This window comes from Kitasatospora sp. NPDC088742, assembly GCF_055584905.1.
Genome location: NZ_JBVJLD010000011.1, coordinates 1 through 24,997, shown reverse-complemented (window position 1 = coordinate 24,997; position 24,997 = coordinate 1). Strand labels below are relative to the sequence as shown.

The 24,997-nt window shown below is 71.2% G+C and carries 17 protein-coding genes; 6 read left to right on the top strand and 11 right to left on the bottom strand.

What is annotated here, in order from left to right:
* Window positions 1–13 precede the first annotated feature (13 nt).
* From ACZ6ZR_RS11820 to ACZ6ZR_RS11810, 3 genes are all read left to right on the top strand, one after another.
* Window positions 14–1,261, top strand: a complete 1,248-nt coding sequence (locus ACZ6ZR_RS11820; RefSeq protein ID WP_465641909.1) for a YncE family protein — start codon at window positions 14–16, stop codon at window positions 1,259–1,261.
* A 307-nt stretch (window positions 1,262–1,568) separates the two neighbouring features.
* Entirely contained in the window at window positions 1,569–1,880 is a 312-nt protein-coding gene (locus ACZ6ZR_RS11815; RefSeq protein ID WP_465641907.1) for a hypothetical protein, read from the top strand.
* Between the two features lie 561 nt (window positions 1,881–2,441).
* Window positions 2,442–5,510 (top strand): NPCBM/NEW2 domain-containing protein, encoded by a 3,069-nt coding sequence (locus ACZ6ZR_RS11810; protein ID WP_465641905.1) that lies wholly within the window; start codon window positions 2,442–2,444, stop codon window positions 5,508–5,510.
* 82 nt (window positions 5,511–5,592) lie between these two features.
* Here ACZ6ZR_RS11810 and ACZ6ZR_RS11805 read toward each other — a convergent pair whose 3' ends face one another.
* The 8 genes from ACZ6ZR_RS11805 to ACZ6ZR_RS11770 all read right to left on the bottom strand — a co-directional run bounded on the left by ACZ6ZR_RS11805 (window position 5,593) and on the right by ACZ6ZR_RS11770 (window position 16,774).
* Window positions 5,593–6,441, bottom strand: coding sequence for an immunity 49 family protein (locus ACZ6ZR_RS11805; RefSeq protein ID WP_465641903.1), 849 nt, complete (start codon window positions 6,439–6,441; stop codon window positions 5,593–5,595).
* A gap of 178 nt (window positions 6,442–6,619) precedes the next feature.
* Window positions 6,620–7,039, bottom strand: coding sequence for an SUKH-4 family immunity protein (locus ACZ6ZR_RS11800; RefSeq protein ID WP_465641901.1), 420 nt, complete (start codon window positions 7,037–7,039; stop codon window positions 6,620–6,622).
* Between the two features lie 177 nt (window positions 7,040–7,216).
* A complete protein-coding gene (locus ACZ6ZR_RS11795) occupies window positions 7,217–8,023 on the bottom strand; it encodes an immunity 49 family protein (RefSeq protein ID WP_465641899.1) in 807 nt (268 codons plus the stop codon).
* A 99-nt stretch (window positions 8,024–8,122) separates the two neighbouring features.
* Window positions 8,123–8,971 carry a nucleic acid/nucleotide deaminase domain-containing protein gene (locus tag ACZ6ZR_RS11790; RefSeq protein ID WP_465641897.1) on the bottom strand — a complete coding sequence of 283 codons (849 nt, stop codon included), beginning with the start codon at window positions 8,969–8,971 and terminating at the stop codon, window positions 8,123–8,125.
* 38 nt (window positions 8,972–9,009) lie between these two features.
* Window positions 9,010–11,574 (bottom strand): hypothetical protein, encoded by a 2,565-nt coding sequence (locus ACZ6ZR_RS11785; RefSeq protein WP_465641895.1) that lies wholly within the window; start codon window positions 11,572–11,574, stop codon window positions 9,010–9,012.
* Window positions 11,575–11,583: 9 nt separating this feature from the next.
* A complete protein-coding gene (locus ACZ6ZR_RS11780) occupies window positions 11,584–15,801 on the bottom strand; it encodes a toxin glutamine deamidase domain-containing protein (RefSeq protein WP_465641893.1) in 4,218 nt (1,405 codons plus the stop codon).
* Between the two features lie 104 nt (window positions 15,802–15,905).
* Complete coding sequence (locus ACZ6ZR_RS11775) at window positions 15,906–16,286, bottom strand: hypothetical protein (RefSeq protein WP_465641891.1); 381 nt, start codon at window positions 16,284–16,286, stop codon at window positions 15,906–15,908.
* A gap of 98 nt (window positions 16,287–16,384) precedes the next feature.
* Window positions 16,385–16,774 carry a hypothetical protein gene (locus ACZ6ZR_RS11770; protein WP_465641889.1) on the bottom strand — a complete coding sequence of 130 codons (390 nt, stop codon included), beginning with the start codon at window positions 16,772–16,774 and terminating at the stop codon, window positions 16,385–16,387.
* 254 nt (window positions 16,775–17,028) lie between these two features.
* Between ACZ6ZR_RS11770 and ACZ6ZR_RS11765 the strand changes: the two genes are divergently transcribed.
* Entirely contained in the window at window positions 17,029–18,282 is a 1,254-nt protein-coding gene (locus ACZ6ZR_RS11765; protein ID WP_465641887.1) for an SUKH-4 family immunity protein, read from the top strand.
* 84 nt (window positions 18,283–18,366) lie between these two features.
* Here ACZ6ZR_RS11765 and ACZ6ZR_RS11760 read toward each other — a convergent pair whose 3' ends face one another.
* Together ACZ6ZR_RS11760 and ACZ6ZR_RS11755 are read right to left on the bottom strand one after the other, a co-directional pair.
* A complete protein-coding gene (locus ACZ6ZR_RS11760; RefSeq protein ID WP_465641885.1) occupies window positions 18,367–19,122 on the bottom strand; it encodes an N-acetyltransferase in 756 nt (251 codons plus the stop codon).
* A 52-nt stretch (window positions 19,123–19,174) separates the two neighbouring features.
* Entirely contained in the window at window positions 19,175–19,621 is a 447-nt protein-coding gene (locus ACZ6ZR_RS11755; protein ID WP_465641883.1) for a DUF2000 family protein, read from the bottom strand.
* A 49-nt stretch (window positions 19,622–19,670) separates the two neighbouring features.
* On the opposite strand from ACZ6ZR_RS11755, the gene ACZ6ZR_RS11750 reads away from it, so the two are divergent.
* Both ACZ6ZR_RS11750 and ACZ6ZR_RS11745 read left to right on the top strand, forming a co-directional pair.
* Complete coding sequence (locus tag ACZ6ZR_RS11750) at window positions 19,671–20,576, top strand: helix-turn-helix transcriptional regulator (protein WP_465641881.1); 906 nt, start codon at window positions 19,671–19,673, stop codon at window positions 20,574–20,576.
* A 47-nt stretch (window positions 20,577–20,623) separates the two neighbouring features.
* Window positions 20,624–21,682: a mechanosensitive ion channel family protein gene (locus ACZ6ZR_RS11745; protein WP_465641879.1), complete on the top strand. Its 1,059-nt coding sequence runs from the start codon at window positions 20,624–20,626 to the stop codon at window positions 21,680–21,682.
* Window positions 21,683–21,691: 9 nt separating this feature from the next.
* On the opposite strand, the gene ACZ6ZR_RS11740 is transcribed toward ACZ6ZR_RS11745, so the two are convergent.
* Window positions 21,692–24,997 (bottom strand): toxin glutamine deamidase domain-containing protein (locus ACZ6ZR_RS11740; RefSeq protein ID WP_465641877.1); only part of this gene is annotated, 3,306 nt, incomplete at its 5' end.

Sequence of the window (24,997 nt, the reverse complement as noted above, 5' to 3'; positions counted from 1 at the left end):
CCCAGGAGTGACCGTGCCCCGGATCCCCCGCACCGCCCTCGCCCTCGCCGTCGCGGCGCTCACCCTCGCCGCGCTCAACCCTCCCGCTCCGGCCACCGCTTCGGACTCCCCCGCGCTGCGCGAGGTCCTGCTGGTCGGCAACAACTGGGACGGCACCGCCGACGTGCTGGCCTCCTCCGGAGACCTCACGAAGGTGGGCCGGATCGACGTGGTCCCCGACCGCGAGCAGCGGCTGGCCGAGATCCATCGCGACCCGATCCGGCTGGCCTACTTCCTCGGCATCCGGCTCGGCCCCGGCGAGGGGCACGACCAGTTCGTCGACGACATGTACACCACCCCGGACGGCTCCTCCGTGGTGGTCTCCCGCCCGAGCTTCGCCGACGTGGTCTCCCTGGACCTGGCCACCGGCCGCCTCAACTGGCGCTTCCCGGTCGCCGGTTACCGCTCCGACCACATGGCCGTCTCCCCCGACGGCGCCCGGGTCGCGGTCTCCGCCTCCACCGCGAACACCGTGCACGTGCTGGACATCCGCACCGGCGCCCAGCTCGGCTCCTTCCGGACCGGCGACAAACCGCACGAGAACCTCTTCACCGACGGCGGCCACCGGCTCTGGAACATGTCGATCGGCGAGGTCACCACCGCGCTCGACGCCCCCTGGCTCGACTGGACCAAGGGCGACCGGCGGATCACCGTGGTGGACGCCGACACCTACGCACCGGTCAAGGTGATCGACATGCGCGAGCGGCTGGACGCGGCCGGTCGCAGCGACCTCTCCGACGCCGTCCGCCCGGCCGCGTTCAGCCCGGACGGGTCCACCCTCTTCTTCCAACTCTCCTTCTACAACGGCCTGGTGGAGTACGACGTGGCCACCGACCGGATCACCCGGTTCAAGGAGCTGCCCAAGTCGCCCGCCACCAACGAGGACCGCACCAGCTGGGTCAACGACTCGCGCCACCACGGCCTCTCGGTCAGCCCCGACGGCGCCCACCTGTGCGTGGCGGGGACGATGGACGACTACGTCACCGTGCTCGACCGCGCCACCCTCCAGGAGGGCCCGCTGATTCCGGCTGCCAAGCCGTACTGGGCCACCGTCAGCGGCGACGGCCGCTCCTGCGTCGTCTCCGAGAGCGGCAGCGACCGCGTCACCGCGATCGACTTCGCCACCGGCCGCCCCACCGTCTCCGTCCCGGTCGGCGACCACCCGCAGCGCGTCCGCCTCGGCCACGTCCCGGCCGGCTGGACCGGCCCCGCGGCCCGCTGACCCCGACCTCCCACCCCGACCCTTCCGCGCCACCCCCGTCTCGCCCCGGGTGTCCGTCCTTCGACGGGCGGACACCCGGCGTTCAGCGTCCCCACCCAGGGTTTGCCGCACACGACTCCACGGGGGAGAAGTCCGTGCGGCCCTTGCCACAACCAGTGGCCGGCATCCGTGCGTTCAGCCGCAGCCGGCTCGCACGAGGGGCGGTCGTCCTGAGCGCCGCCCTGCTCCCACTGTCCGTCGGCGGGTCACCCGCCTCCGCCGAGCCGCGGTCCTACCCGCCGTCCAGCCCGGCGGCCCGGCCATCTCGGTGACCGGCTCCACCGCCGTGGTCCTGCCGGGAGCCGAACTCACCCCGGACGGCTCGTCGTTCCGCACCTCGGGCGCGCTCACCCCGGTCACCGTCACCGACACCCGGGCCGGCCGGCTGCCGTGGACCCTCTCGGGGCGGGCCGGTGGCTTCACCGGCCCCGGCGGCGCGGTCATCGCCGCCCGCAACCTCGAGTGGACGCCGTCCGCGACGTCCGCCCCGGACACCGTTCCGGCCGGGCGGGGGCTGCGCTCGAGCTGCGCATCCCGACCGACACGCCGCCGGGCAGCTACACCTCGCTCCTCACCCTGACGGCCATCTGACCCACCGTCAGGGTCACCGCCGGCCGGCGGTCCGACGGACTCCCCGGAGCCCTCGGGCCGCCGTCTGCCATTACCCGGACACTACTCAGACCTGCTACGACATGCAACATTGCAGTGAAAGCTTTCTGATTTTCTGTCACTGATCCACTGCAAGATCCCGAAGTACCCCTCCATCACCCCGAGGCGCGGGCGCGCCCCACTCCTCCCCCCGCGGATGCCATGATCCACCGAGGCACCCCGTCTGACCTGCGGTGACACCACCCCACCTCGGCCGATCAGGACGCATTCGAACCATGCCCGACGGCCCTCAGGCCGCTGGAAGCCTTGCGATTGAACGGGATTCAACTATTGACAGGGCTTCCGGCGAAGTCCTCAATAGGCGACACAGTTCAACGGCTTTCAACGCCCCACCCCCACTCAGCACCCCCACACCCCCACACCCTCACAGCACCCGGCTTCACGGCGCGGCCGCGCCGCCCTCACGGCTGCCCTCAGCCGCTCCCCCACGCACGCCCCCCACGCATGCCCCCACCGAAAGGACCGCCCACCCATGCGCCGCCACCCTCGCGCGCTCTCCGCCGCCATCGCCCTGATCGCCGGCACCATCGCGCTCCCCGCCCTGCCCGCCGCCACCGCCTCGGCGGACGCGGCGTCAGGTCCGTACGTGCTCCAGGTCGAGAACATGTCGCTGACCAACTTCGCGACCGAGACCGTCAACCACACCGCGTACAACAAGCCGGTCGAGAGCATCACCTACGCCCGCGGCGCGGCCGGCCAGACCAGCACCGCCCGCTCCACCTTCTCCGGCGCGGCCGGCACGTACGACCTGATCACCCGTTACAACGGCAAGACCGCGGGCGGCGTCAGCTACCGGCTGACCGTCAACTCGGCCCAGGTGGACAGCTGGAACGGCAACTCGCGCTACGGCGCCGACTACACCGACGCCCGCAACGTCGACAACCGCACCAGCAGCAAGGTCGCCCTCAAGCCCGGCGACGTCATCGAGCTGACCGCCGTCGGCTCCACCGACGTCCCGCGCGTCGACCGCATCACCATCCAGCAGTACGTCGGCGCCCCCACCAGCCCGCTGACCATCAACTCCCCCAACGCCGCCCTCAACGACGGGTTCAACTGGGGCCGCGACCGCGCCCTGGGCATGACCTTCTACCAGGGCAACCCGCTGATGGGCCACGAGCCCGAGTGGTGGCGCCTCAACGACGCCAACCACCAGACCACGCAGCCGGGTTACTGGGGCGCCTACCTCCAGCGCGAGTCGTACTACAACCGCGACATCTCGCACCAGTCGGACGGCGCGCACGCGGTCGGTCTCGACAACGAGACCCTCAACATGTTCAAGACCTTCGCCGCCGACGCGGACGACCCGGGCCAGAACGGCTGGCCGCTGTGGGCCCACAGCTCCACCGGCGCGATGTACTACATCGACCAGACCGGCTTCCGCGAGCTGCCCTCGCCGTTCAACCTGATGGCCAAGGCCTTCAAGCAGTACCAGTGGACCGGCAACGCCGCCTGGATCAACGACCCGGCCCTGTCGGCGTACTACGACTCCACCATGAACCAGTTCCTCACCAACCACGAGGTGCGGTGGGACGACGCCAACCCGGCCAACGACCAGCCGGTGGCGAAGAAGCAGAACGGTGAGTACACCGCGACCTTCTTCGAGTTCCCCAACGAGAACCTGACCTCGGCCGCCGACGCGCTCGGCTTCCAGTACCAGTCGATGCTCGCCTACTCGCAGATCCTCAAGGCGAAGGGCGACACCGCCGGCAGCACCACCTGGGCCAACCGCGCGCAGCGGGTCCGGAACAACTTCGAGAGCCAGTGGTTCGACTCGGCCAACAACCGCTACATGCGCGGCAAGGACGCCAACGGCACCGGCTACAGCAGCTGGGGCCACGAGGCCAGCTTCCTGATGATGCTCAACGGCCTGGGCGACTACGGCCCGCGCACCTCGGCCTACCTGGACTTCATCGCCGCCAACGACGACAACCTGAACGTCGAGGCGACCTCCTACCTGCCGGAGATGTTCTACCAGTACAACCGCTCCGGCGAGGGCTGGTCCTGGCTGAAGAAGCTGATGAAGGACCGCGACACCTACCCCGAGATCTCCTTCCTCGCCGTCAGCAACACCGTGGACGGCATGATGGGCGTCCAGCCCGACGCGCCGAACCACAAGGTCGCCACCGTCTCCCGCCTCACCTCGGAGACCCCGTGGGTGGAGATCGACCACATCAAGGTCGGCGACAGCGACCTCAAGCTCAAGCACATCGGCACCACCGGCTCGGTGCTGACCAACAACTCGGGCTCCACGGTGAACTGGGAGGCCCAGTTCTACGGCTCCTACTCCACCATCTCGGTGAACGGCACCGCCTACCCGGCGCAGACCAAGTCGCTCTACGGCCAGACCGTCTCCTACGTCAGCGTCCCGGTCAACGCCGGTGCCACCGTCACCGCGGCGGCCGGCAGCACGGTGGTCGACACCACCGCGCCGAGCACCCCGTCCGGCCTGACCACCGCCAACCTCACCGACTCCAGCGTCGACCTGAGCTGGGGCGCCTGCACCGACAACGTCGCCCTGACGAACTACCAGGTCTTCCGCGGCTCCACCCTGGTCGGCACCACCACCGGCACCACCTTCACCGCCAACGGCCTCTCCGGCTCGACCCCGTACACCTTCACGGTCAAGGCCGTGGACACCACGGGCAACGTCTCCGCCGCCAGCAACGCCGCCTCGGTCACCACCATCCCGACCCCCAAGACGGTCGACCTCAGCGACCTCGGCTGGGTGAGCTACCAGAACTCCTTCGGGACCCCCCGCAAGGACACCAGCATCGACGGCACCCCGATCAGGCTCCAGGGCACCGTCTACCCCAAGGGCATCGGCACCCACGCCAACAGCACCATCACCTACAACCTGGGCGGCGGCTACACCCGCTTCCAGGCCGACACCGGCGTCGACGACGAGATCACCGCCACCGGCTCGGTCCGCTTCGAGGTCTGGGGCGACGGCGTCAAGCTCTACGAGAGCCCCTACACCCTCGGCCCCAACAACCAGACCCAGTCCGTGAACGTCAACGTCACCGGCGTCAACACCCTGGTCCTGAAGGCCCTCGACGGCGGCGACAGCATCAACAGCGACCACGCCGACTGGGCCGGTGCCAAGCTCACCGTCAAGCCCTCGGCCGCGGTCGCGGCCAGCGACCTCTCCTGGGCCTCGGCCCAGGCCGACTTCGGCACGGTCCAGAAGGACCGCAGCGTCAACGGCAACCCGCTGCGCCTCAACGGCACCACCTACCCCAAGGGCATCGGCACCCACGCCAACGGCACCATCACCTACAACCTGAACCGCGGCTACACCCGCTTCCAGGCCGACACCGGCGTGGACGACGAGGTCAGCGCCTCCGCCACGGTGAAGTTCGAGGTCTGGGGCGACGGCACCAAGCTCTACGAGAGCCCGTCCGTCAACACCCCGACCTCGGCCCCCCAGCCCGTCGACGTCAACGTCATCGGCGTCAACAGCCTGGTCCTGAAGGTCACCGACGCCGGCGACGGCATCAACAGCGACCACGCCGACTGGGCGGGCGCCAAGTTCCTCCAGTAACAACCCCGTTCACCCCCCACACACGCCGGAGCCGGCGGGCGCCCCCTCCCAGGTGCGCCCGCCGGCTCCGGCCGTTCCTCTCCTAACGCCCCGTCACCAGACCCTTGACCAGGCCCGCCGGCAGGTACTCCGACGCCACCTCGACCCGCATCCCGGCGTCGTGCGCCAGACAGGCCACCGCCAGCGGAGCCAGCGCCACGAACCCGGTGGAGCTCACCGCCCGCTCCCCGTCCGCCGTCCAGTACTCCCGGTGCAGCTCCAAGGCCCGCACCAGCGCCGCGTCGAAGCCCGCCTGGTCCCGCGCCACAAACCGCCCGAACAGCTCCACGGCCGGCCGCACCACCTTCATCAGGTGCTCCCGGTCCGCCACCAGCGCCGGCTCCGCCGCCTCCAGCACGGCCGCCAACTGCCCGTCCAGGCCTTGCTCCTGACGCCGGAACGCCTGCAGTGCCGCCACCCACACCGCGGCGTACTCCTCCTCCACCGCCCCGGACTCCCGCAGCACCCCCACCGGCACCGCCGCCAGCCCGTCCAGCAGCCCGCCCTCCCGGCAGACCGCCGCCAGCCAGAACGCCGTCAGCCAGTTCCCCGCGTGCGCCTCCCGCCGCGAGTCCCCCGCCCGCACCGTCCGCACGGCCCCACCGATCCGGGCCTCCACCAGGCCCTCCTCCACCCCCGCCACCGCGAACAGCGCCGAGGCCGCCTGAGCCGCCGTCAGGAACGCCTCCCGGCTCTCCGCCCGCTCGCCCCCCGGATCCAGCAGCAGCCCGGCCTCGGCCATCACCAGCGCCGTCTCCAACACGCTCGCCAGCCCCAGCGAAGCCCCCGGCCGCAGCCTCCCCAGATCCACCGCCAAGTCCTCACCCAGCATCGCCAGGCCACTCTCGACGTGCTCCGTGGAAATGCCGTGCCGCTTCACAGTGGTGTTCAACTCTCGTCACTCCCAGGTCAGTCGGTATCAGCTCAACCCCTGCGGCCCGCCCGTCCGGACGGCCCCGGCCTCCGCCGGTGCCCCACAGTCACTGATCCAACACCGAGCCGAACGGCTCCTGTTCCCAGCCATCTCTCAGACCTGAGACCGAACCTGGACGTAGTCCCTACGACGTGGTTTACCCCACCGGGTCGACCCGGGAGAGCGACGCGCGGACGAAGGCCAGGAACTCGTAGCGCTCGGGGACCTGACGACCGGTCGACACCGACAGGGCCCAGGTGGCCAGCGCCTGGCAGGCGGCAAAGGCCGTGAGCGAGGTGTTGACCAGCTCCGGCTCCTCGTCGAACGCCTGCGCCACCCGGCCCGTACCGTGCTCCACGCAGAGCGCGCCCTCGCCGTCACCGGAGACGGCGATCACGGTGTAGCCGCTCGCGTCCACCTCGCTCTCGGCGCCTTCCTCGGCGAGGTGGTCCTCCAGCGAGCGGAGGGTCTCCAGGGATCCGATGGTGTCCTGCCAGAAGACCGGAAACCCGGGGAGCCCGGTCTTGCACAACACCTGGACCGCCTCGGGCAGTTCCGCCAGAGCACGTCCAGCCATGACTCAGCACCGAGGCGACCCGTGCCAGGCGGGGAGCAGCGAGACGTGCCGACGCCACCGCGCCGATGTCGAAAGTCCCCGCTCATCGGGGCTGCTGCCAGCAGGCACTGGTCTCCCCGGTGACCACAGAGCCTCGCAACTCCATGATCACCGAAGTCTGTGCCCGCTCGGAGTGCGTCAGGCGTCGAACTCTCCGACCCAGCTGCCCAGCACCAGGTGCTTCGGCAGGTAGTCCGACTCCACCTCCACCGCGATGCCCAGGTCACGGGCCAGGGACGCGAGCGCGGTCAGCGGAAGGGACACGAAGCCGGCGGAGTCGTCGATGCGCTCCTCGTCCGCAGTCCAGAACTCCTTGTGCAGTTGCACCGCTTCCAGCAACGCCTCGTTGAACTTCTCCGCGTCACGCTGGACCAGGCGGAAGAAGGCCGCGATCGGCGGGTACAGCAGCTTCAACAGGATCTCGCGGTCGGCGATCCGAGCCACCTCGGGATCGGTCCCCTCGATCGCCGCCTGCAGCCGCTCCATCAACTCCGCCCCGCCCGAACGGAATTCCTGGAGCGCACCCACCCACGAGTAGATGTACTCGTCGAAGACCGCCCCGGACTCCCGCAGCACCGACACCGGCACCGAGGTCAGCAGGTCCAGTCGACGCGGCTCCCGGCAGATGACGGCCAGCCAGAAGGCGTCCAGCCACGACCCGGCATCCGTGTAGTGGTCCGGCAGGACCGCCGGGATCTCCCGCGTGCCGGACGTCCCGAGCCGGACCTCCACCGACCCCTCGGCCTGAACCGCCGCGAACACCCCGGAACTCGCCTGCATGGCAGCCGTCCAGGCGTACCAGCTGTCGATCTCCTCCGCCTCCGGGTCGAGCAGCGAACGCTTCCGGGCAAGGATCAGCGCCTTGTCGGACGCCATGCTCAGGCCGAGGGCCGTCAGGGACTCGCGCTGGAACGAACGCTGGAGAATCCCCGCAAGCGTCTCCACGAGCTTCTCCACGTTCTCGGTCGACGCATCATGACGTGCCACCAATGACGTCAACTACTCTCCGCATTCATCGCCTGGAGCCTGCTTCCGTCGGACGCGTCACAACAGACCATCCCAGAACTGCTCCACAATGACGGCCCACCAGGTCTCGGGATCGGTGAGGGCCGTACCGTCCAGGTCAGCGAGGGCCTGCTGGAAGTCGGCCGTCCACGCCGCCGCCGCGATCGGGTCCAGTCCGGCCCGACGGGGCCAGGTACGGTGCAGCAGGTCGAGCGCTGCAGCGAACGCGGCGAGGTCACGGTTGACGTGACGGGCATGGCCCGAGCCCATTGCTACAGCACGGATCTCGCCGCTCGGCTGGTGGACACAGATCTCACGGCCGTGATCAGTACCGATCCGCAGGTAACCGGCCGACTCCAGGCCCGGTGCGGCGGGTACCGGCAGATTGGCAGCAGCCCCCGCGAGGTACTGCGCCAACTCCTGCTGTTCCTCGGCCAGTTCGATGAAGGGCTCCAATGAGGGCCCCAGCGGCAGGAGCGCTTCGACTGCCGCTTCCGAGGGCTCGGGCAGTGCCGGCCTGCGGGTCGTCACATCGATGACCTGACCGCGTCGGCGGGCTGTGGCCTCGAGGTGGGCACGCAGTGCCGCCATGCCACGCTGCCTGGACTCCGTCGTCGCCCCGTACTCGGCAGAGTGCGTGACCTTGACGTTCGGCCACCAAGTCAGCAGCTGGGGGGCGCAGTTGCCACCCGGGACCTCACAGGGCTCCAGCTCGCTGTAGAGCTCCAGCACGTCCTCGGGCTGCACGCCACGCCGCACCAGCCGGTCCCGCAACTGCCGTTCGGGGTGCGGGAGACCGGGGCGACTGCGGGCCACCTCGGACTCCTCCGTGCCCTGAGGGGTACGAAACTTGACGGCCGCCGAGTAACCCGGCCCAGTTCTGAGCACTGCTCTCTCCTTCTCCGAGGTCCGTCGGACGGGGGCCGCTACGCGACCAGGGTGTAGTCGTCCTCAAGAGCCTGGAACCACCACCAGTCCTGGCCGCTCTCCTCCGCCGCTACCGGGTCGACCCGGGTGAGTGCCGCACGGACGAACGCCAGGAACTCGTAGCGCTCCGGGATCTGACGCCCGGTCGACACCGACAGGGCCCAAGTCGCCAGCGCCTGGCAGGCCGCGAAGGCGAGCAGCGAACTGTTGACCAGCTCCGGCTCCTCGTCGAACGCCTGGACCACGCGGCCCGTACCGTGCTCCACGCAGAGCGCGCTCTCGCCGTCCCCGGAGACCGCGATCACCGTGTAACCGCTCGCGTCCACCTCGCTCTCGGCCCCCTCATCGGCGAGGTGGTCCTCCAGCGACCGCAGCGTCTCCAACGATCCGAGGGTGTTCTGCCAGAACACGGGGAATCCGGGAAGCCCGATCTTGCACAACACCTGGACCGCTTCCGGCAGCCCGGCCAGCGGTCCCAGCGCACCGGGGTCCGCGACTGCGACGCCCCCTTGGTAGTACGGCTGGAGGTCGTCCGCCGTCAGCACGTTCAAGTTCCACCAGGCCTCACGGGGCAGCAGAACGGGGTCCGTGGTCCGCTCGCCCGCGGCTGCGGTGGAGACCGCTTCCGCCGCGCCGAACCGGATCAGCGCAAGCCCGCTGTGGCCGGCCAGCAGAAGACGCCCATCGGCAATCACGTGTGCCTGCGCGCCGGGGTACGGCGAGCAGAGCGAGAAGTCTGCCGTTCCCGCGCCGGAATCCACCCGCACCCTCACCAGGTCGGAGCCACCCTCGAGCGGGGTCACCGTGACGGCCGCCCCCTCCGCCACCGCGAGGCCGTCAACCGACTCCGGCAGCTCCGCCGTCGCCTCACCCTCCTGGGCCCCGTCCGCCAGTGCGTACCACCGGTACTTCCGGTCGTACGCCGACCGGACACAGACCGCGCCGTCGGCGCCCATGGCGCCGCGCCAGCCGATCACCCCGACGGGACCGGTCCACCCCTGTCCGAACTCCCGTGCGTCGAAAGCCCCCAACGGGCGCCAGAGGGCCCAGTCGGCCTGCCAGGGGAGCGTCAGTCCGAGGCCGTCCAACTCCTGGACCAACTCCTCGTCCCCCCAGGCCTGCGCGGCGAAGCGCAGCCGGGCGACCCACTCGATGACACCGCACCGTGAATCGGACCGGTACACCCGGACGGCCTCGGCCACCGCTCCCCGCCGCCGCGCTGCCGTTCCGTCCACCCGACTGGCTGCGGACACCGCCTCGGCCAGCGCCTCGGGGTCTCCCAGGACCAGCACCCGAAGGTCCGCGAGCCACTCGTCCAACCGACCGCCCCCGACGGCATGTCCGGCACCGAACCGCAGCGCGTACGTCTCGGCCGCCGTCAGCGCCCGGCCCCGCGCCACCGCCGCCACGTCATCCGGGAGCACCTCCCGGAGTGCCGTGGTGATCCTCCGCTGGACCTCCGTCACGCCCGAGTCGAACGAGGCCGCCGCCGCCTCGGCCAAGGCGCCGTCCCGCAGCTTGGCGTGGCCCACCAGAACGGGTCGTTCCCCTGCGGTGTCCTCCACCACCTCGGTGGACACGAACGCGGCCACCGCTCCCTCGAAAGCACCCAGCTCCTCGGCCGTGACCTGACCACCCGTCACTGCTGCGGCAGCACGCACCCGCAGGTCGTCGGGCATCCCGACGACGCCCTCGGCCAGTACGACCGGAGCGAGCAGCTTTCGGGCACGCGGCGCGGACCGACCGAAGGCCTCAAGGACGAACTCCCAAGTCCCCGTCAGCGATTCGGGAAGCGGCCCCACGTCACCGGGACGCACCCGGAGCTCCATCGCCAGCGTCTCGGCCATCAAGAAGTTCGGCCAGGCCGCCGCGGTCACCGCCGACGCCGCAGCAGCGGCGTCGTCTGCCCGTCCGGCGAAGACCGAGTCCGGCACCTCCAGCAGGCCTCGCACCCAGCCCGCGAACGCGGCCCGATCGGGCGCGAACCGCTCTTGGTCGAGGTCGATGACCGAGCCGGCCAGCTTGGGATACCGCCGCAGCAGCCCGACCAGCGTCTGCCGGTCAACCTCGGCCAGCAGGAACACCAGCCCGCCGCCCGGCCGCTTCATGGTGGCAGGGTCGATCAACTGCCGTACCAGTTCCGGCACTCCGGTCGGCCTCCGGGCGGTCACCCTCAGCCGACCGGGCGCGCCCGAGAGCAGAACGCCCAACGGTTGCTCGGTCTCCTTGAGCGCCCGGGTCAGCCCCGCGAAGTCGGCATCGTGACGCAGCCGATCCGCCAGCCCCATCCCATCCGCCAGGGAGCGCAACCACTCCGGCCCGGTCTCCCCGTCCGCGTCGGCCACGCCGTCGAAAGCCCCGACCGGAGGCAGCGGCCCGTCGGTTGCGGCGATCAGCTCGCCGGCCTCTGGGTCGGCTGCCAGGGCAGTCCTGGCCAGCAACCAGCTCTTCCCGCAACCGTGGTCGCCGGTGACCAGTCGGATGCAGTCTCCGAGGTCACGCCGCTCCAGCCAGGCTGCCAGTTCCTCGGCAGCGGTCTGACGTGCTGCCAGTTCGAAACGCATCCGGCGGTCTCACTCCTCGGTTCCGGGCTGGTCGTCCGCGGTGGCCGACGACTCCTGGGCGGGCTCGGTCTTCGACTGGTTGGCCGACGGGTAGTACCGGCGGTTCTCAGCGTTGATCTGGGCGCGCTGCTCCTTGATCTTGTTGATCTGCGCCTGCATCTTCTCCGCCCCGGTCCCGTCATCCGGGTGCGGGACGGAATGCGCCACCGCGACCTTGCCGAACGTGGTGTACAGGATTCTGGCACATCCCGACTGACGGCAAGGCGCGCGCTCGGAGTACACCTCCAGCAACTTGATCTGCTGCCCGTCCGCGAGCTGACTCTGGATGTGCTTGAGGTACTCCGCGGCTACCTTCTCCGAATGCCCTGGGCCCGACCAGGGCTTGCCCTCGAGGGTGGGTACCGAGTCCGCCCGCGAGGGCCAGTTCCGTGAGATCAACACCTGCGGCTCACCACCGGGTTCGACGACGAACTTGAAGGCAGCGTAGTTCGCCTGGGGACTTTCGTGCAGATTTCCGATATTCGGGTGCCGCGTGAGGATCGAATCGGGGACCGCGTACTCCTGGAAGAAGGCGTCGTCGGCTCGTGCGGCCTCCACCATCCTGCCGAGCTCCGAGGCTCCGAAGTCTTCCTCCTGCGAGTTGACCAGAGTCTGCCACTCGATACCGGGGCGGTTCCTCCGCTCTGCGGGAGGGTCCTTGATGGACCCGTCCTCCTCCGGCGTGTGGTCGCCTTCCATGCGTTCGCCGAATCCCTCATCACCCGGCTTGCGACCGGCGGGTTCTTCGGGGGCTTGGCGGTCGTGGTCGGGGTTGTGGGTGGGGTCGGTGGTGTGGTGGTCGGGGGTGGTGGGGGTGCGGTTGGGGTCGAGGGGGATGGCGAAGACGCCGTTGTCGCCGTTGTGGAGGGGTTGGTTGCTGCGTTGGCCGGTCTGGGCGTCGATGTAGGTGATGGTGCCGTTGTGGTTGACGGCGTTCCAGGCGTGGGAGCGGCCGTCCTTGTCGGTGGTGATGATGACGGCCTGTGAGCCGTGGCCGTTGTTGCGCAGGGTGTTTTCGAGGCGGTGGTAGGCCTGGGGGCCGTTGCCCATGTCGTTGAAGCGGGCGCCGAGGGCGTTTTCGATGCGGTCGCGGCCGCCGCGCTCGCCTCGGTCGGAGGGGTTGCCGTTGGCGTCCGTGTCGGGGGTGCGGGAGGCGGCGGCGGTGGGGTGGCCGGAGTAGGTGTCGACGGTGGCGAGGGCGACGTCGACGCAGTTGTTGTTGCGGCCGGGGGCGTTGGGGTCGGTGCCGTTGACGGCGGCGGGCCAGTTGCCGTCGTTGGGGTCGGGGTGACGCTGCGGGGTGCCGTCGGGGTGGTGGGGGACGGCGTCGTTGATGTGCCGGTTGTCGGCGGGTGAGGGGTCATCCAGTCCGCCGGGGCTGCCGTGGGGGCGGTCCTCGGACGCGGGCCGGTAGGGCGTGGTGTCGTCGGTGCGGTGGGGGTTGTTGCCGTCGGGGTCCAGACGGTTGCCGATGTCCGGCTTGCCGGTGCCGTCGTCGTGCGAACGGGGCGTGTCGGGGTGGGAGTTGTCCCCGTTCGGGTCGAGCCGGTTGCCGATGTCCGGGCGGGGCGTGCTGTCCGGCTTCGGGGCCGTGTTCTGCCCGTCGGGGTCGAGCCGGTGGCCGAGGTCGGGGCGCGGGGTGCTGTTCGGCTTCGACGGGGTGCTGTTCTGGCCGTCGGGGTTCAGACGGTTGCCGAGGTCCGGGCGCGGGGTGGCGTCGGGCTTCGGCGTGGTGTTCTGGCCGTCGGGGTTCAGACGGTTACCGAGGTCGGGGCGGGGGGTGGTGTCGGGCTTCGGGGCCTGGTTGTGGTTGTTGGGGTCCAGGCGGTTGGGGATGTCGGGGCGGGGGTTGGCGTAGGCGGTGCGCGGGTCGGGGCGGGCGGGGCCGCGGTCGGCGGCCGGGCGCGGCCCGAAGGTGGGGCCGTCGCTGTCGGGCCGGCGCTGCGAGGGAACCGGACCGGTCGGCGCCTGCGGGGCCTGCGGCGCGTACGGGCGGCTCGACGGAGTCGTGGGCGTGGCCGCCGACGGCGTGCCGGTGTGCGGAACCGCGCCCGGCATCCCGGGCGTGCCAGGGGTGTTGGAGGTGCCCGGGGTCGGGTCGCTGGTGGGGACCGGTCCCGGGGTGGGCCGGTGCTCCGAGGGTGCGGTGGCGGTGGCGCCCAGGCCGGCGGTGTTCAGGCGCGGTGTGCCCGCCGGGGACGTGGAATCCGAGGACGGCGAGGTCGGGCTGGGGGTGGGGTCGTTGGCGAACGCGGTCCGCGGGTCCACCCGCGACGGCGAGGGTGGCGTGCCGTCAGGAGCGGGCGTGTGCTGCGGCGGCGCCTGGGCGGGGGTGTGGGTGGCGCCGGCCGGCTCGGAGGGGGCGGTGCGCTCCGGCGTGGGCTGATGCTGGTCGGGGGTGGGCTGGTGCTGCTGCGGGGACGGCGTCGCGGCGTCCGGGCGCGTCGACACCGGCTCCGGAGACGGTTCGTGACGCGGCGTCGGCACCTCCGCCGACGGCGGCGTGTGCGCGGGCTGCGGAACCGCACCCTGATCGGAGGGGCGCACCGGACCGAGCGTCGGCGCGGCTGGCTCCTGCGACGGACGCGACGGAGCCGGGTCGTGCTCGGGAGTACGTGACGGGCCATCAGTGGCAGTCGGGCGCGTGGAACCCGGATCACGGTCCGGGGTGTGCGACGGGCCGTCGTTGGCCGCAGGCCGGGTCGAGCCCGGATCGTGCTCGGGAGTGCGCGACGGGCCATCGTTCGACGTCGGGCGCGTGGAGCCCGGGTCATGGTCCGGAGTACGTGATGGGCCGTCATTCGCGGCAGGACGCGTCGAACCCGGATCGTGGTCGGGCGTGCGCGTCGGACCATCCGTCGGACGCGGGCCGGCGTCGCCGTCCGGCGTGCGCGTCGGACCATCGTTCGCAGTCGGACGCGTCGAACCCGGGTCGTGGTCGGGCGTGCGCGTCGTGCCCGAGTTGTCCGGGGCCGAACGGTGGTCCGGGGCAGGGGTGTTGGTACGGCCACCGTTGTCGTCGTTGCGCGCCGGCGGCGTGCCGTGCTCCGGCGTCACCGGCGTCCGCGACGGACCATCCGTCGCCGCGTCCGGACCCACCCGCGTACCGAACGGGTCCAACGCCGGCGACGGGCTCCGCGGCGAATCGCCACTCGACTGCGACGGAGACGGAGTCGTCGTGTGACTCGGCGCCGTGTTCGTCGGCGCACTTGTAGAAGTCGGGCCCGTGTCATGCGAGTTGGACGAACTCGGCGTGCTGGACGACGGCGATGTGCTTGTGGAGGACGGCGAAGAACTCGACGACGACGGCGAGTTGCTCGTCGAGGATGGTGAACTACTGGACGTGGGTGTGGAGTTGGACGACGGCGAGGTGTTGCTGTTCGACGAGCTCGCGTCGCTGTTGTTGGACGGGTCCGACGAGGAGTTCGCGTCGTTGTTACGACCCGCCGCATGGTCCAACCCACCCCGCGCGTGCCGCCCCGCCCGCGAACCAACCCCGTCCCGCAACGACTCCGTGAACGTCTGCCCCGAGTTCTTGACCGCGTCCTTGAACTCGTCCGCACCCGTCTTCGCCGTCCGACCCAGGTCATAACCATCCTGAGCACCGAAGCCCTGGTTCACCGTCTGCGCGATCAGATCACTGATCATCGCCTGAACAGCCGAAACCACCGGCTCCTTCAACGTCTCCATGATCGCCTCGACCAGAGCCTGCCGAAGCTCCTTCAACAACCGCCGCACGATGGCCTTCGTCGCCAACGTCCCCGCGGCCGCCCCCAACTCCGACAACCCCAACGTGAACGGCGCCGCCGCCTGAGCCGCGATGATCTCCACCGCCAACGCCACCAACTGCGCGATCACCGCGATCTTGCACGTGACCACGATCACCGCAGCAGCATCGAACGCCGCCGCGATCAACCGCGCAGCCGTCGCCGCATCCGCCAGATACCCACCCCCACCACCCGAGAACTTCTCCCACGACCCCCGGAACGCATCGATCGAATCACCCGCGTTCGACGACAACACCCCGTTCGCCGCCGACGCCCCCCGATAGTGCAACTCCTCCACCTGATCGGCGAAGTCCCGCCACACCTGCGCCGACTCCCGCAGCTTGTCCTCATTCGCCGTCGGCCAGTCAAAGCCCAGCATCTCGAGAACCCACTCGACGCTGTCCGGCAACATGAGCGCCATCTGGCCATTCCCCCTGCGGTGACGAAAAGGACTTCAACAACGAGCGACGGCGGTCCGGCCCGCACACGGGGGCCCGACCGCCGCCGCCAATGGACGACGGTGCGTCAGTGGTGCGGTCGGTAGAGCGCCTGGACCCGCTGGCCGACCATGCCCTGGCGGCCCTCCATGGTGCGGAGGTCGTCACTGGTCTGGCTCTCGTTGGCCTCGTGGCTGGTGGCCATGCCCTGGAGCTTCTGGCCCATCTCGCCGATGCGTTCGCCGAGCGACTTCATCGACTCCTTCATGCCGTCGCGCAGGCCCTCGTAGACGACGCCGAACTTCTCGCCCAGGTCGTCGTCGCCCCACGGCGGGGTGTCGCCCTTTTCCAGGGCCTCCAGCCGGTTGGCAAGGGAGTCGAGTGCGGCGAGGAAGTCGGTACCGACCCCGGCCATGTTCTTGCCCTCGGACCGGAGACTGTCCGGGTCCACCACGATCTGCTGTGACATCTGCGCCCCCTACTGCCTATGCCCTACTGCCTACTACCTGCGACCTGCTACCCGCCTGACGGCCCGTCGGCCGAGCCGACCCCCGGCACCCCATCGCGTCAGCGCTGGTACCCGCCGGGCTGGTAACCGCCGTGCTCCCACTCCTCGGGCTCGTCCGGCCCGAACTCCGCCTCGTAGTCCTCGCGGGCCTTGACCGCCCGCGCGTCCGAGGCCTCCCGCTCCGCCGGGCTGAGGTTCTCCGCGGCGGTGCGCATCTGGCCCAGCCGCTCGCCGATCGCGCTGAGGTAGCGGTCGGACTCGACCACCTCGCGCATGCCGACGCGGCCGCTCAGCACGTCCCGGGCCATCTGCTGGAGCTGGGGGCCGACGGAGTCGTTGTCGGCGAGGGTGCGCAGCGCGCGGTGCAACTCACGTGCCTGCGCGGGATTGTCGGCGACGTCGAGCAGCTCGTCGTCCGTGATCTCCGGATTGTCCCGGTCCGTGGCCATCGCCTGTCCCCCATGCCCCGTGTGGATCCCCGCCGCTGTCCGTCCGGGCCAACTCACCCGGCCGTCAGCAGCATTGCCCATGAGATCATAATGTTTACTTCGTGGCTGTACCCGTTCAGTGCTCGTTCGGTCTCGACCTTGCAACGGGTAGCCTCATCCCGGCTCGCGGCAGCGACCGTTGACATCCCTACCGTTGAAAACCGTTGAAGCGCCGGCCGACGAAACTGCACCGGTCCCTCAGGCGAGGAGTTCTCGTGATCACCCAGGAGCTTGCCCTCACCACCGCCGACGCCTGGCTGAACAGCGGCGCCGACGCCGCCGGTCTGCCCCGGCGTGAGGTCCGGCACCGGGAGTTCGACCTCGGCTGGGTGGTGTGGGCCGCGCCCGCACCGCTGGAGCGCGACCCGGTCACCGGGCAGCGCCGGCCCCCGGCGGACCTCGGTGACGCCTGTGGCGTGGTCGACCGGGCCACCGGCCGGCTCTCGGTCTGGTCGTCCGTCCCGGTGGACGAGGTCATCGAGGCGTACCGCGAGAGCAAGCGTCCGGCCACCGGCCCGGGCAACTCGCTCACCGCCGACTACACCGACCCCGCCACCGGACAGCCGGCCCGGATCGAGCTCACCGCCGCCCCCGGCCGCCCGCCGGTGGAGCACCAGCTGCTGGCCGAGCTCCAGCGGCTCGGCGTCGCCCCCGAGGCGGTCACCGCGGTCCACACCGCGCTGTACCCGGCCACCCTCCCCGGCGGCTACCCGGCGGTCGCGCTGGAGCAGCTGCCGAACGCGGCCGTCAGCCACGACTTCCCGTACGGCATCTCCGCGGACGAGCGCGCCCAGGGCGTGACCGCCCTCACCGAGCGCCTGCGCCCGACCCCTCGTCCGAACCGCACCCCGGCCCCGCAGCCCGGCTCGGTCGAGCCCGCCGAGGCGGTCCGCGACGTCGCGCTCGGCCGTCAACTGCCCACCGTCTTCGACCTGGTGACCCGTTACGACGCCGACGACCTGGCCGCCAGCGCGCTCCCGGAGGCCACCCGTTCCACCCTCACCTGGGCGGGGCTGCCCAACGAGCTGCCGCTCTTCTTCACCGCCGACCAGGCCGACCGGCCCGCCCCCGGCGGCCTCTTCGCCGACCTGCGCACCCACCTGACGGCCGCCGGCTCCCCGGTCGCGCCCGCCACCCTGGACGTGCTGGCCGGCTGGACCCGGATCGGCACCGACGGCCTGTGCGTGATCGCCGTCCAGACGGCCGGCGACGAGGCGGGCTCGGTCTGGGCCGTGCACCCGCGCACCGGCAGCGGACGGTTCGTCAACACCACCGTCTCCGCCTTCGACCGCAGCCTCGCCCTGCTCGCCACCGCCCGCCCCGCCCTGGCGGGCCTCGCCCCGGCCGAGGCCGGGGCCGCCCTGGCCGAGCTCCAGAACGGCCTGGCCGCGATCGACCCGGACGCCTTCCGCAAGGACACCACCTGGTGGTCGGTGGTCATCGAGCAGATGTGGCACGGCCTGTTCTGACCCCGGAGCACAGGAACGGCGCCGGCCGGGAACACTCCCGACCGGCGCCGTCGTCCGTCTGTCCGTTCCACGAAAGAGGGACCGTCAGACCGGGTGCCGCACCCAGACGTTCGGCTCCACGTACACCGCGTGGTCGCGCTCCGCGTCGCACCGCACCGGCACCAGCGCCCCGGGCACCAGCACCTCCCCCGTCACGTCGAACGGCAGGCCGGTCCACTCCCGCCACTCGGCCAGCGACCCGGAGATGGTCATCGAAACCGGCGCGACCCGCTCCACCGTCGCCCCGGCCCGGACGTGCACCCGCAGCCACGGGTCGTACGGCAGCCCGTCCGCCTCACGCACCCGGAAGGCGTACTCGGCCATCGGCGTCCCGGGTTCGCGGTGCTTGGCGCTCGGCCGCACCGGGGCCACCACCTCGGCGTACCCACGCGCCCGCGCCGCGTCCCGCATCGCGCCGAGCACCACGCCCGACAGGCCCCGGCCCTGGAGGTCGCTCCGCACCGCGATCTCTATCGCGCTGACGGTGTCCGGCAGTTCGCCCCGGCGGTGACCGTTCACGGCCCAGAGCAGCACCTGGTCCCAGCCCCGGTCCGGCAGCCGGCCGTCCCGGCCCTCCCCGTGCAGCCGGAACGGCACGCTGTGGCCGCGTGCTACCAACGCGCCGTCCGCAGCCGTCGCGACCACCACATACTCGGGGAACAGCTCGGCGATCGAGCCCATCAGCGCGTTGGCCACCAGGTCGTGGTCCATGAACGGGGCCCAGGTGTCGGGCATCTCCCAGAGCCGCTCGCGCAGTTCGGGCCGCTCGGCCAGGGTGGTCACGGTCAGCTCGTCGTCCATGGGCGGCACCCTAGACCGCGCCGCTGCCACCCCGCATCAAGGTTTCCCCAGTTCAGGCGTGCATCCGGGCCCCCTTGAGCACCTTGTCCACCGCGTTGCGCGGCCCGTACACGGCGATCCCGACCAGGTCCAGCTCCGCCGTGGCGACCGCCCGCACCGCGGCCCGGTTGTCCCGGTCGTTGCCGGTGGCGAACAGGTCCGAGGTGAACACCGCGAGCGGCAACTCCCGCCCCAGCGCCCGCCCGTGCGCGGCCGTCAGCACCTCCTTCGTCCCCTCGAAGACCAGCACCGGCTGACGGAACATCGGCAGGTACCCGGCACCGTCCCCGTCCTCGTACGGCTCCCCGATCACCTCGGGCCGGGCCGTGCCCAGGCCGCTGACCAGGAAGGCCGTCACGTTCAACCGCTGCCAGGGCTCCAGGTCCTCGCGCAGCAGCACCGCGATCTTGGTGTCGAACCGGACCGGCTCCGCAACAACGTCCTGCTCATCGCTTCTCATGCACCGAGACTGCCCGGCCCCCACCCACCCGGTCTTGTACGTTCTTGGCATGACGCCCGGTCAGGAGGTCTCCGCGTGGCGGCCGCCGGTGCCCGGCCTGGTCGAGGTCCTGCACGCGCGCTTCACCGAGCACCGCTACCCGATGCACGTCCACGACAGCTGGACCCTGCTGATCGTGGACGACGGCGCCGTCCGGTACGAGCTCGACCGCCACCGCCGCGGCACCCCGCTCGGCACCGTCAGCCTGCTCCCGCCGCACGTCCCGCACAACGGCGCCCCGGCCACCGCCGAGGGCTTCCGCAAACGGGTGCTCTACCTCGACACCACCCAGCTGGACACCTCCCTCACCGGCCCGGCCGTGGACGGCCCGGACATCACCGACCCGCTCCTGCGCGACCGCATCGGCCGGCTGCACACCGCGCTGGCCCTTCCCGGCGAGGAGCTGGAGGCCGAGAGCCGCCTCGCCCTGGTCGCCGAACGCCTGCGCACCCACCTGCGCCCGGACTCCCCTGCCGGGGTGCCACCACCCCGCGGCATCGCCCACGACCTGCGCGACCTGCTGGACGCCGCCCTGCACGCCCCGCCCACCCTCGCCGAGGCCGGACGGCTGCTGCACGCCCACCCCACCCACCTGGTCCGGGCGTTCAGCGGCGCCTTCGGCATCCCGCCGCACCAGTACCTGACGGCCCGCCGGATCGACCGTGCCCGCCGTCTCCTGCTCGCCGGACAGCCCCCGGCCGAGGTCGCCACCACCGTCGGATTCCACGACCAGCCGCACCTGAACCGGCACTTCCGCCGCTTCCTCGGCACCACCCCGGGCCGCTTCGCCCGCCCGCCGAGCCCGATCTGCCCTCCCGGTCAGCCCGTCCGCGCCGACTTCACCCTCCCTCCCGGGCAGACCTCCCCCGCCACGGGTCCCTCCTCGACCGGTCCGGCCGCGCAGACCTTCCCCTGAACACCTGACCGCGCGTCACTTCCCGGACCACATCAAACCGTCACGGTATGGTGCAAATCGCCGACCCGTCGAGGTGCACCGTGCTCTGGCCGCTCTCTGCCCTGCTCGCCATCGTCCTGGTCACCCTGGCACTCGGCTGGCTGGCCGACCAGATCCTCCAGCGGGTGGCCCGCCGGCACCCGGAGTCACCGGTCTGGGCCCTGCTCCGCCGCTGCCGCATTCCGCTCCAACTCGTCGTCTGCACAAGCCTGTTGCTGGCCACGCGTCCGATCGAGCGGATCTTCGACCTGGACGGCGACGACACCCACCACACCGTCCTGCTCGCCCTGATGGCCTCGCTCGGCTGGCTCGCCATCCGGGTCTTCGCCGCCGTCCTGGAGGCCTTCTACCTCCGCTACCAGGCGGTCACCGACGAGCCCTCCCGCGTCCAGCGGGTGCAGACGCAGCTCAGCCTCACCCGACGGGTCGTCAGCGCGCTGGTCGCCGTGGTGACCGTCGCCGTCATGCTGCTGACCTTCCAGGCCATGCGCACCATCGGCGCCAGCCTGCTCGCCTCCGCCGGGATCCTCGGCATCGTGGCCGGCATCGCCGCCCAGAGCGCGCTGGGCAACTTCTTCGCCGGCCTCCAGATCGCCTTCGGCGACACCGTCCGGATCGGCGACACGGTGGTGGTCGAGGGCCAGCAGGGCACGGTGGAGGAGATCACCCTCTCCTACCTGGTGATCCGCCTCTGGGACTACCGCCGCCTGATCGTCCCGACCTCCTACTTCGTCAGCAAGCCCTTCGAGAACTGGACCCGCAAGGACCCGGGCCTGCTGGGCGCCGTCCTGCTCCACCTCGACCACACCACGCCCGTGCCCGAACTCCGCGCTGCCCTCAAGGAGTTCCTCACCACCCACCCGCTCTGGGACAGCACCGAATGGGCCCTCCAGGTCACCGACACCACCCCGAGCACCATCGTCGTCCGGGCCACCATGACCGCCCGCACCCCGGACGACGTCGCCGTCCTCCGCTTCGAGGTCCGCGAACACCTGGTCGCCCACCTCCGCGACCACCACCCCACCGCCCTCCCCCGCATCCGCACGGGAGAGGACGGCACGCCGTGAACGGGCCGATCAGACCGGATGTCCCATGAACCGCCCGATCGCCGTGAGTGTCGGCGTGCGGATCGAGTACCCGAGCGTGGGGTAGAGCTGGTCCATCTGTACGTCACTGCCGGTGTTGTAGTCGGGCACCATGCCGACCCTGTTGTTCCTGGCCGTCACCGTGGCCCGTTGCTGGGAGGTCGCGACCTGACCCGCCAGCTTCTTGACGGCCGGGTCGTTCAGGGTGGCGAGCGCCTCGCCCCGGATGTCCGTCCCAGGTGCCCAGAACGTGCTCGTCGGATTGCGGCCGATGTTCGCGGTGGTGAACTTGAAGCCGTCCACCGAATGGCCCTGCTTGAAGTGCTCCAACCTCTCCTGACGTACCGCCACCTTGACCTCGCCGTTGGCCGTGTGGAGCCTCACCATGGGCGGGATGATGTTGCCGCCCGTCCCCGCCGCCGTGTTGACTCCGGGCTGCTGGTGCACGGGGGTGAAGTAGGAGACGCCGTTGGCGAACTCGGTCCAGTCGATGTTCGGGCTGGCCATGGCCCCGTTCACGTCGCCGAACGGGCGGTTGTTGTCGGCGGCCACGCTCAGCACGGTGAGGAACTGGTTGGGCGTAGCGACGGGTGCCGGGGGGCCCGGCGCGGTCAGCGCGACGCTGTGTGCCATCGCGGACGCGATCTGCTGGGGCGTCCAGCCCGCCCCGCCCAGGTTGACGATCACGTCCCGGCCGTTCCGGGACCGAGGGGGACGGGCAGGCGGGTTCATCGTCGGGACCGGGTTCTGGGTCATGGCGGCCAGGGTCTGCAACTGCGGGTCCGCAGCGCGGTACGCCGTGTAGAAGTCCGCCACCTTAGGCGCCGGGAGGCTCGTGCTGAGCAACGGCACCAGGGTGGCCAACCGCGCGGCGGGGACGTTCTGGTTCTGCGCCAAGGTGATGATCTCGCCACGCGACGGACCCGGCACCCTCAACCCGGCGGTGAGCACGGCGGTGCGCTGAGCCGGCGGGAGCGCGCTGTACAGGGCCGCCGCCTGGTTGGCCCGGAAGTTCGGATGGAGCAACGGCGCCAGGGTCACCAGGTCCTGGCGGGCAACGGCCTGGTTCTGCGCGAGCGTCAGGACCTCGGGGCGCCCCTGCGCCGGGATCGCCAGCGTGGCGGCGATCACCGGGGCTCGGTTCGGCGGCGGTACGGCGGTGTAGAGGTTCGCCACCGAGTCGGCCCGGAAGTTCTGGTCGAGGAGCGGCACCAGGCCCGGTAGGTCGGCCGGGGTGATCGCCTGGTTCCGTGCGAGGGCCAGGATCTCCGCGCGCTGGGGCCCGCTCGTGGCCATCCCGTCCAGGGTCTGTATCACCTGTGGTGTCAATCGGCTCTGTTCCGCCGGGGTCAGGTCCGCGGTGAGCGAGGGCTGGGACGGAGCCATGCCCGGGTCCGACGGGGTATGACGCCCGCCGTCGCCCGAGGCCTGCACCGGAGCGCGGTCGGGGCCGAGGGGGATGGCGAAGACACCCTGGTCGCCGCTGTGGAGCGGCTGGGGGCTGCGCCGGCCGGTCTGGGCGTCGATGTAGGTGATGTTCTTGTTGTGGTTGACGGCGTTCCAGGCGTGGGAACGGCCGTCCTTGTCGGTGGTGATGATGACGGCCTGGGAGCCGTGGCCGCTCGCGCGGAGCTGGCCCGCCAGGCGGTCGAAGGCGGTACGGCCGTTGCCGTAGTCGCCGAACTTCGCGCCGAGCGAATTCTCGATCCGGACACGGCCGTTGGTCTCGCCCTGGTCGGACGGGCGGCCGGCGGAGTCCGGGTCGGGGGTGCGGGAGGCCGCTGCGGTCGGGTGGCCGGAGTAGGTGTCGACCATGGCCAGGGCCACGTCGGCGCAGTTGTTGTTGCGGCCGGGGGCGGTCGGGCCGTCACCGTTGATGCTGGCGTGCCAGTTGCCCTTGTTCGGGTCCGGGTGGACCTCCGGCCGTCGCGTCTCCTCGTCTCGCGGCACGGCGTCGTTGATCCGCTTCGTGTCCGCGTCCGACGGGTCGTCAAGACCGCCGGGACTGCCCGCCGGACGGCCACCGCTGGCCGGGCGGTACGGCTCCTGCGGGGAATCGTCTCCCAGCTGGTGCGCGGCGTCCTGCGCCGGCGGCGCGTCGGAGTCCGGCCGGTTGTCCGGCCGGTTGTCCGGCCGGTTGTCCGGAGTGTCCACGGGCGCGTCGTGGTCGGTGCCGCCGTGGTCCGCACCGTTCTGGACGGTCGGCCCGTCGGGCGCAACGGTTCCGAGGGGGGCGCCCGGGGAGCCGGGAGCCGTACGACCGCCGGTCGACGTCGACCGGGAGTCCTGACCTCGGGTGCCACCGGCGCCGTCCGCCGAGCGGGGAACCGTGGAGCCGACCGAGCTGTCGCCGCGCGGGGTGGTGGCGGACGCCGGGTGCGGGGCAGCGGCCGGCGGCACGGCGGACTGGTCGGTGTCCGGGGTGGCGTGCGGCAGCTGACCGGGCTGGTCGCCGCTGTGCGTGGGCTGGTTGTTCGCGGACGGCCGCACCGGGCCGAAGGATACCGGGCCAGCACCGGAGAGATCGGTACGGGTGTCGGCAGTCGAGTGTTCGGTGGCCGAGTGGTCGGGGCCGTTCCCACGGTCTGACGGGGCATCGGTGTCGGTGAAGCCGTCACGGGAGCGCGAGCGGCCACCGTCCGAGTCCGAGTCCGAGTCGGAGTCGGAGTCGGAGTCGGCGTCCGAGAGGCCCTGGCCGGACGGCCTGGGCGTGGACGCACCGCTGCGGCTGCTCTCCTCATCACTGCTGCCGTCCATGGTCATGAACATGTCGCTGTCCGAGTCGAACAGGGCCGAGCTCTGCTTCTCCCCCGGCGGCGTCGACGGACGGTTGGCCGCAGCCAGCCGCCGCGCCTCCTCCTGCCGCGCCTCACGATCCGCGGCCTCCTGCCGCGCAAGCTCCCGGTCGGCGGCCTCCTTCTCCTTCCGAAGTCGCTCCGCCTCCTCCTTCGCGGCGTACCGGCGGTCCTCGTCCGCCCGGTACTCAGCCCCGTCCATGAACTCGGCCGCACCCGCAATACCGGCCTCATCGGCAGGCACGGGACGCCAGTTGGAGCCGTCGAACTGCGGCTGCGGAGTGTTGTGCGCGATGCCGAACCGGGGTGCGAGGGGCCAGGGGACGACCACCTCGTTCTCCTCGAGCCTCGCCCTCTCCTCCGCCGACAGCTGGTCGTTCTGAAGCTGGTTCCGCAGGTCCTCGCCCGGCGGCCGGGCCTCACCCATCAGCACGATGTTGTTCGCGCCGAGGTCGTCCATCAGACGGCCACCCTCGTTGAACGGCACGTCCAGGTTGCCGTG